Origin of the sequence: Mycolicibacterium novocastrense, assembly GCF_001570485.1 — a bacterium.
Lineage (GTDB): Bacteria > Actinomycetota > Actinomycetes > Mycobacteriales > Mycobacteriaceae > Mycobacterium > Mycobacterium novocastrense.
Genome location: NZ_BCTA01000020.1, coordinates 21,596 through 27,836 on the forward strand (window position 1 = coordinate 21,596; position 6,241 = coordinate 27,836).

Genomic DNA, 6,241 nt, shown 5'->3' on the forward strand with positions numbered 1-6,241 from the left:
GCGATTAGGCTCTCACGCCGTGAAGGTCATGACAGCGTTGTTCGGCCCAACCGATGCGATCGAGCGGGCGCGACTGCTGCGCGACGCGGGCGCCAGCGGGGTGTTCACCTTCGAAGGACCGCACGACGTGTTCGCGCCGCTGACGCTGGCGTCGACGGTGGGCGGCCTGGACCTGATGACCAACGTCGCCATTGCGTTTCCGCGCAACCCTGTTCAGCTTGCCCACCAGGCCTATGACCATCAGGTGCTCGCCGAGGGCCGCTTCACCCTCGGACTGGGAACGCAGGTGCGCGCGCAGGTCGAGAAGCGATACGGCGCGGCGTTCGACCGCCCGGTCGCCCGCATGACGGAGATGGTCGCGGCGTTACGGGCGGTGTTCACCGCGTGGGAGACCGGCGAACGTCTCGACTTCCGCGGCGAGTACTTCCGGCACACGCTGATGACCCCGACGTTCAACCCCGGCCCGAACCCGTACGGCCCACCGCCGATCTATCTCGGCGCGCTCGGCCCGAGGCTGACGCGGGCGACCGCAGCCGTCGCCGACGGCCTGCTGGTCATGCCGTTCGGCTCGAAGCGATTCCTGCACGAGGCGACGATGCCGCAGGTGCGCGCCGGCCTGTCGGAGGCGGGGCGGTCCCTCGACGACTTCGCGTTGGTGCCCGAGATCATCGTGTCGGTCGGTACGCACGACGCGGCCCACGACGCCACCCGCCGGCTGCTGGCGTTCTACGGGTCCACCCCGGCCTACCGCCCGGTTCTCGACGTGCACGGCTGGGGCGAGCTGCAGCCTGAGCTCAACGCACTGTCCAAACAGGGCCGCTGGCAGGAGATGGGCACCCTGATCGACGACGAGGTTCTGCACACCATCGCCGCGTGCGGCACTCCGGCCGAGATCGCCGCCCACATCCGCGACCGCGTGGCCGGGGCGTCCGACCGCGTCTGCCTATACCAGCCCGGACCCATCGCCATCGACGCGTTGGCCGAGATCGTCGACGCGCTGGCAGCTTGACTCCTATGGTGGTACTCAGCGGGACCAAGGGAGGTTGCGGATGAGTGGCAATGAGCAGAACGGCGACTACACCGATGTGCTGATCATCGGGGCGGGGATCTCGGGGATCGGCGCGGCATACCGACTGCAGGAGAAGAACCCGCACACGTCCTACACGCTGCTCGAGCGGCGGGCCCGCATCGGCGGCACCTGGGATCTGCACCGCTATCCGGGCATCCGGTCCGACAGCGACATCTTCACGCTGAGCTACCCGTTCGAGCCCTGGACGCGGCCGGAGAACGTGGCCGACGGCCCCGACATCCGCGACTACCTGGTTCAGACCGCCCGCAAGCACGGCATCGACGAACACATCCGGTTCAACACCCGCGTGCTCTCGGCCGACTGGGACTCGTCCACCGACACGTGGACGGTGCACACCGAACAGGACGGGGCACCCAAGACGTACCGCAGTCGCTTCCTGTTCTTCGGGACCGGCTATTACAACTACGACGAGCCCTACCGTCCGGAATTCCCCGGCCTCGACGAGTTCAGCGGCGAGGTCGTACACCCGCAGCATTGGCCGGAGTCGCTGGACTACACCGGCAAACGCATGGTGGTCATCGGCAGCGGCGCGACGGCGGTCAGCATGATCCCGTCGCTGACCGAGAAGGCCGGCCACGTGACGATGCTGCAGCGCTCGCCCACGTACATGCTGTCGGGGCCGCGGATCAATCCCATCGTGCAGGCGCTGCGCAAGGTGCTGCCCGGCCGGGCCGGTTACTGGGGTGCGCGCATCTACAACACCATCTTCACGGTGTTCATCTACGCGTTCGCCAAGGCGGCGCCCAAACTCAGCAGGCGCTACATCCGCAATTACGCCAAACGCAATCTGCCCAAGGGCTATCCGGTCGACGTGCACTTCAAGCCGCGTTACGACCCGTGGGACCAACGGTTGTGCGCGATGCTCGACAACGACTTCTACGACGCGATCAACACGGGCCGCCTCGACGTGGTGACCGACCGGATCGACCACATTGATGCGTCCGGTGTGGTGCTGCAGTCCGGTCAGCGCATCGACGCCGACGTGATCATCACCGCGACGGGCATCCAATTGCAGGCGCTGGGCGGGGTTTTGATCAGCATCGACGGCGAGGAGGTCAAACCGCAGGACCGGTTCGTCTACAAGGAGCACATGCTCGAGGACGTGCCCAACCTGGCCTGGTGCGTCGGCTACATCAACGCGTCGTGGACGTTGCGCGCCGACCTGACCGCTCGGGCATTCGCAAAGCTGATCTCCTACATGGACTCTCACGGCTATACGCACGCATACCCGCACCTCGGGGACAAGCCCATGGCGGAGAAGCCGGCGTGGAACATCAACGCCGGCTACGTACAACGCGCGGGGCATGTGCTGCCGAAGTCAGGCACGCACCGGCCGTGGAACGTCCGGCACAACTATGTGCTCGACGCGATCGACCACCGTCTCGACCGGATCGAGGAGTCGATGGTGTTCGGGCGGGCACCGGTGCGGGTGACCGCCTGACGGCGCGTATCCGCTCAGCCGCCTCAATCGGCGACGGTCAACCAGTCCTTGAAGCCCGACGGGTCATGGCGGCCGAGCGCACCGTGTTCGAATAGGCCCCAACCCTCGCTGGTCTTGCCGCCTTCCTTGCACTCGGCGCGGCCGACGTGGTCGATGACGCCGAACATGGCGCGGCCGTTGACCGCAGGATCGGTCATGTCGTAGGTGAGGCGTTCGCTGAACTTGTCGCCCTTCCACACGCCGTGCAGCCAGTCCGAGTCGCCGCCGTATCCGCCGCCGATGTGGATCGGCACGCCCAGCTTCGACTCGACCTCGAACACCACCGGTGAGCCGTCCGGGGTGGTGGCTTCGATGGTGGCGCCGTAGGGGATTCGGGTGCCCGAGGTGTAGTGGATCTTCACGCGCGGCCAGCCCAGTTGTTCGACGCGGCCGTCGCGCCAGATCCGGGTGCAGTCGTTGAGGCTGCGGAACCCGGTCGGATCCTCCTGGATGATCAGGCAGATCCCGAAGTCGTCGAACGCCATCGGCACGTACAGCCACCACATGCCCTCGAACGGGGGATCGGCGGGTCGGCCGGCGGGCTCGGCCTCACCGATCGGGCGAATGCCCCATGACCGGTCGCGGCTGCCGATCCACACGTCCGGGTCCACCGTGATCTCTTCACCGTCGATCGCGATCGTGCCGCTCCAGGACCCGACCTGGGCAAACCGCTGGGCGTCCAACGTGATTCGGGTGCCGGTGCGTAGTACGTGGCGCTGCTCCTGGATGGGGTCGAACAGGCCGTTCCAGGTCAGGTCGACGGCGATGCCGTCGGTCTCCTCGAGCACGATGCGCAGCTTGTGCAGCGGTTCGGTGACCTCGACGCGGTAGCCGAGCACGTGCTGGTTGAGCCGGTCGGAGTCGATGCCGTCGGACAGATGCACCGCGGTCTGGGTATCGCCTCTCCTGACCAACACGAACGCGTCCTTCACGCCGAGGTTCGGGTAGTAGCCGATCCCGGTGATCACGAAGATGTCGCCGGTGCGGTCGTGGGCGTTGAAGTAGGACCGGTCGTAGAAGTTGCGGTCGGACGATCCCGGCCACGCGATCGGTTGGGGGATCTGGTGAATCGGGAATTCGTCTGTGGGACCGAGCATCAGGAGTCATCTCCAATGAGTCGTTTCAGCAGTGCACCGTGATAGAACAGCGATTCGACGTCCTCGGGCTGTTCGATCTCACCGAACCGCACCCGCCGCGCGCTGGTGCGCATGAACACACACGCCCAGATCACGCCGGAATAAACGTAGAACCAGTGCAGGTCACCGAGTTCGACCCCGGTCAGCGCCGCATAGGTGGTCTTGACGTCCTCCTCGCGCATGAAGTCGGGCAGCCCCGGCAATCCCGCGAGGCCGGCCAACTCCTGGAAGACATTGTGCGCGAAGATCATCCACGCCGCGTCCATCTCGCGCGGCCCGAGTGTGGCCATCTCCCAGTCCAACACGGCCACCGGCTGGTAACCGGAGTACAGCACGTTGCCGACGCGCGAGTCCCCCCAGATCAGGACGGGGTCGTTGCCCGCGGCGTCGGCGGGCCAGTTGGCCTCCAGCCAGTCGAGGGCACGTTCGACCAGCGACGACCGCCCGATGTCGGGGACGGCGAACTGATACCAGTCCTGTAGCCAATTTAGGTTGCGCCGCAACGCATTGCGATCGGATCCGTCGTCGAGAAATCCGAACACCTTCTCGGGTTCGGGAATCGAATGCAGTTTGGCGATCACGCCGACGGTGGCGTCCTGCAGTTCGCGCCGCTGTTCGGCGGGGGAGTCGGCGAACCAGTTCCCGCCGAACGTGTAGGGCATGACATCGGGGGGGACCCGACCGTCGACGTAGTCCATCAGGAAGAACGGCGTACCGAGCACGTCGCCGCTGTTCTCCAGCCACCGCACCTGCGGCACCGGCACGTCGGTCTTCTCCTGCACCAACCGGATCACGTCGAACTGGTGGTCCATGCGGTAGGACGAGAAGACCGGAACGTCCTCGGTGGTGGGCGCCACCCGGGCCACCCACTTCTGGGCCTGCGACTGCCCGTCGGCGGACCATCGTCCCGTCAGGATGATCGTCTCCGAGGACATCCCGTTGGCGTCGACGCCACTTTCCACGGTGATCTCCGGCGCCGCCGCGCCCGGCAGAACGGTCGACAGCCACCGAGACATCACACCGGGGAGGGTGGACAGGTCGCGACTTGAATGTTCGAGGCGGCTGACGTCTTCGACAGCCGGTTCGTTGGCCACAGTCTCTTCTTTCGCCGATAATTACGATACGGTGGGTAGCGTTATGAAACCAGACGCGTCATCGGTTGACAAGACCCCGGGCGCCGGGCGGCCCCGGGATCCACGCATCGACGCTGCCATATTGCGCGCGACGGCGGATCTCCTTGCAGAGATCGGATATTCGAATCTGACGATCGCGGCGGTGGCCGAGCGAGCGGGGACCACCAAGACCGCGCTCTACCGCCGGTGGTCGAGTAAGGCCGAACTGGTCCACGAGGCGGCGTTCCCCGCCGCGCCGACTGCGATCGCCACCCCACCGGGGGATATCGCCGCCGATATCCGCGCCATGCTCACCGCCAGCCGAGACGTGTTCGCCTCTCCGGTCGTGCGGGCGGCGTTACCCGGCCTGATCGCCGACATGGTCGCCGACGACGAGCTCAACGTCCGCGTCATGGACCGGTTCACCGGTGTGTTCGCGGCGGTGCGCAACCGGGTGGCCGACGCGGTTCGGCGGGGCGAGGTCTATCCCGATGTCGACCCGGACCGGCTGGTGGAGGTGATCGGCGGTGCCACTCTGCTGCGGATGCTGCTGTCGCCGGGCGAGCCGCTCGGGGACGACTGGGTTGAGCAGACCACCGCCATCGTGGTGCACGGTGTGGTGGCATAGAGGACGTGTTTGACACGTTCCCCTCTGACTGGCGTTCCGCGCTCGTATTGGTGCCGCATCCCGACGACCCCGAATACGGGTGCGCCGCGGCGGTGGCGAAATGGACATCCCAGGGCAGGAGGGTCCATTACGCGCTGGCCAGTCGGGGTGAAGCCGGCATCGCGGGTATGGCGCTCGAACAGGCCGGCCCGCTGCGGGAGCACGAGCAGCTGCGGTCGGCCGCCGTCGTCGGCGTGGCCGGTGTGCGGTTCTGGGAGTTCCCGGACGGCGAGATTCGCAACAGCCCGGAACTGCGGGCCAGGATCGTCGAGACGATCAGCGAACTGGAGCCCGATGTGGTGATCAGCATCTACGGCGGCCGCGAATGGTCGCCCGGCGCACCCAACCAGCGCGACCACATGGAGTTCGCCGCGGCCGTCGTCGAGGCCTACGACAGCCTGCCCCACCCGCCGCGCTGGCTGTTTCAGAACGGGCCGGAGGCAACGCACGTCGAGGTGATCGACGACGGCAGCTTCGAGCGCGCGGTCACGTCACTGGCCGAGCACAGGGTCTATCTGTCGGTGCTCGATCCGCACACTCCCATCACGGTGCATGCGCGCAAGCAGGTGGAGATGACGACGACCCCGCGGCCCGAGTTCGGCGGAAGTCGCACAGTCGAATTCATTCTGCTGCGTCAGCGCTAGCACTTTCGTCCGCCAGCGCTAGCCCGGATTTTTCGTGGAATGTTGACTGTGGGGGTGTGTAGATAAGCGAAAGTGCCTGTCCTGCAAGGAATAATTGGACTTCTCTACGGTT

The 6,241-nt window shown here is 66.3% G+C and carries 6 protein-coding genes; 4 read left to right on the forward strand and 2 right to left on the reverse strand.

What is annotated here, in order from left to right; all coding sequences use genetic code 11:
• The first annotated feature begins 19 nt into the window (after positions 1–19).
• A complete protein-coding gene (locus RMCN_RS06100) occupies positions 20–1,009 on the forward strand; it encodes a TIGR03617 family F420-dependent LLM class oxidoreductase (RefSeq protein WP_067387851.1) in 990 nt (329 codons plus the stop codon).
• A 40-nt stretch (positions 1,010–1,049) separates the two neighbouring features.
• Complete coding sequence (locus tag RMCN_RS06105; protein WP_067387852.1) at positions 1,050–2,531, forward strand: flavin-containing monooxygenase; 1,482 nt, start codon at positions 1,050–1,052, stop codon at positions 2,529–2,531.
• Between the two features lie 23 nt (positions 2,532–2,554).
• Here RMCN_RS06105 and RMCN_RS06110 read toward each other — a convergent pair whose 3' ends face one another.
• Both RMCN_RS06110 and RMCN_RS06115 read right to left on the reverse strand, forming a co-directional pair.
• Entirely contained in the window at positions 2,555–3,667 is a 1,113-nt protein-coding gene (locus RMCN_RS06110; RefSeq protein WP_067387853.1) for an Rv3169 family protein, read from the reverse strand.
• On the reverse strand, positions 3,667–4,800 hold the full coding sequence (locus tag RMCN_RS06115; RefSeq protein WP_067387854.1) for a phosphotransferase family protein: 1,134 nt from the start codon (positions 4,798–4,800) through the stop codon (positions 3,667–3,669). Before RMCN_RS06115 ends, RMCN_RS06110 begins: the two co-directional genes overlap by 1 nt.
• A gap of 43 nt (positions 4,801–4,843) precedes the next feature.
• Between RMCN_RS06115 and RMCN_RS06120 the strand changes: the two genes are divergently transcribed.
• The gene (locus RMCN_RS06120; RefSeq protein ID WP_067387855.1) at positions 4,844–5,446 is read left to right on the forward strand and encodes a TetR/AcrR family transcriptional regulator; all 603 of its coding nucleotides are present in this window, start codon (positions 4,844–4,846) and stop codon (positions 5,444–5,446) included.
• Entirely contained in the window at positions 5,443–6,129 is a 687-nt protein-coding gene (locus RMCN_RS06125; RefSeq protein WP_067387856.1) for a PIG-L deacetylase family protein, read from the forward strand. The genes RMCN_RS06120 and RMCN_RS06125 overlap by 4 nt, the downstream gene beginning before the upstream one ends.
• The last annotated feature ends 112 nt before the right edge of the window (positions 6,130–6,241 follow it).

What these genes read in the sequence shown, in the direction of transcription:
- RMCN_RS06120 (WP_067387855.1), top strand. Translation starts at nt 4,844, where the DNA reads ATGAAACCAGACGCGTCATCGGTTGACAAGACCCCGGGCGCCGGGCGG.
- RMCN_RS06110 (WP_067387853.1), bottom strand. Translation starts at nt 3,667, where the DNA reads ATGCTCGGTCCCACAGACGAATTCCCGATTCACCAGATCCCCCAACCG.
- RMCN_RS06105 (WP_067387852.1), top strand. Translation starts at nt 1,050, where the DNA reads ATGAGTGGCAATGAGCAGAACGGCGACTACACCGATGTGCTGATCATC.